Source organism: Tritonibacter sp. SIMBA_163, assembly GCF_046535935.1.
GTDB lineage: Bacteria > Pseudomonadota > Alphaproteobacteria > Rhodobacterales > Rhodobacteraceae > Epibacterium > Epibacterium scottomollicae.
This window is the reverse complement of record NZ_JAWJBP010001511.1, coordinates 1-230: the sequence shown is the minus strand read 5'-3', so window position 1 is coordinate 230 and position 230 is coordinate 1. Positions and strand designations below refer to the sequence as shown.

At 70.4% G+C, this 230-nt stretch carries 1 pseudogene; it reads left to right on the top strand.

Annotated features, from left to right (window positions below):
* A pseudogene (locus R0J92_RS27330) lies at positions 1 to 230 on the top strand (IS21 family transposase); the annotation flags it as partial.

Below are 230 nucleotides of genomic sequence, written 5' to 3'. Positions count from 1 at the left end.
GTCGACGAATGGGCCGCACAGCTGACGGGCTGGCTGCGGGCGGACAGTCATCGCCCGAAGCGCGACCGGCGCACCGCGCGGTTCATGTTCGAGGCGATCCGCGGCGAGGGTTACGCGGGCAGCTACGGCCGCGTCAGCGCGTTCGTGAGGCGCTGGCACGAGGAGCAGGCCGAAACCCCGCGCAGGAAGGCCTATGTGCCACTCGCCTTCGAACCCGGCGAAGCCTTCCA